This window comes from Micromonospora yasonensis (genome assembly GCF_026013475.1).
GTDB classification, from domain to species: domain Bacteria; phylum Actinomycetota; class Actinomycetes; order Mycobacteriales; family Micromonosporaceae; genus Micromonospora; species Micromonospora yasonensis.
In genome coordinates this window covers 1-346 of the sequence record NZ_JAPDPH010000499.1, presented here as the reverse complement: position 1 = coordinate 346, position 346 = coordinate 1, and the positions used below count along the sequence as shown (strand labels likewise).

The following is a 346-nucleotide window of genomic DNA, read 5'->3' as shown; positions in this document are numbered from 1 at the left end:
GGTCACGGTCGGCGGCGTGGTGTCCGCCGGGGCCGGCTCGACCACCGTGAACGACACCTGCTGCGCCGATGACGTGTTCCCGGCCTTGTCGGTGGCCCGGTAACTCACCGTGTGCTGACCCGGCTGGTTGACCGTGACCGGGGCGGTGTAGACGGCGTAGGGCTGTCCGTCGAGGGAGTACTCGACCCGGTCCACGCCGGAGCCGCTGTCCGACGCGGTCAGGGTGACCGTCGCACTGCGTACGTACGCGCCGTTGGCGTCCTTCTCGCCGGTCACCGAGGCGGTGACCGTCGGCGGGGTGGTGTCCGCCGGCGGCGGCTCGACCACCGTGAACGACACCTGCTGC

The 346-nt window shown here is 71.7% G+C and carries 1 protein-coding gene; it reads right to left on the bottom strand.

Annotation, left to right across the window (positions count from 1 at the left end):
• The coding region (locus ONA70_RS36540) for an OmpL47-type beta-barrel domain-containing protein (protein ID WP_265011029.1) at positions 1-346 on the bottom strand (346 nt) is incomplete at both ends.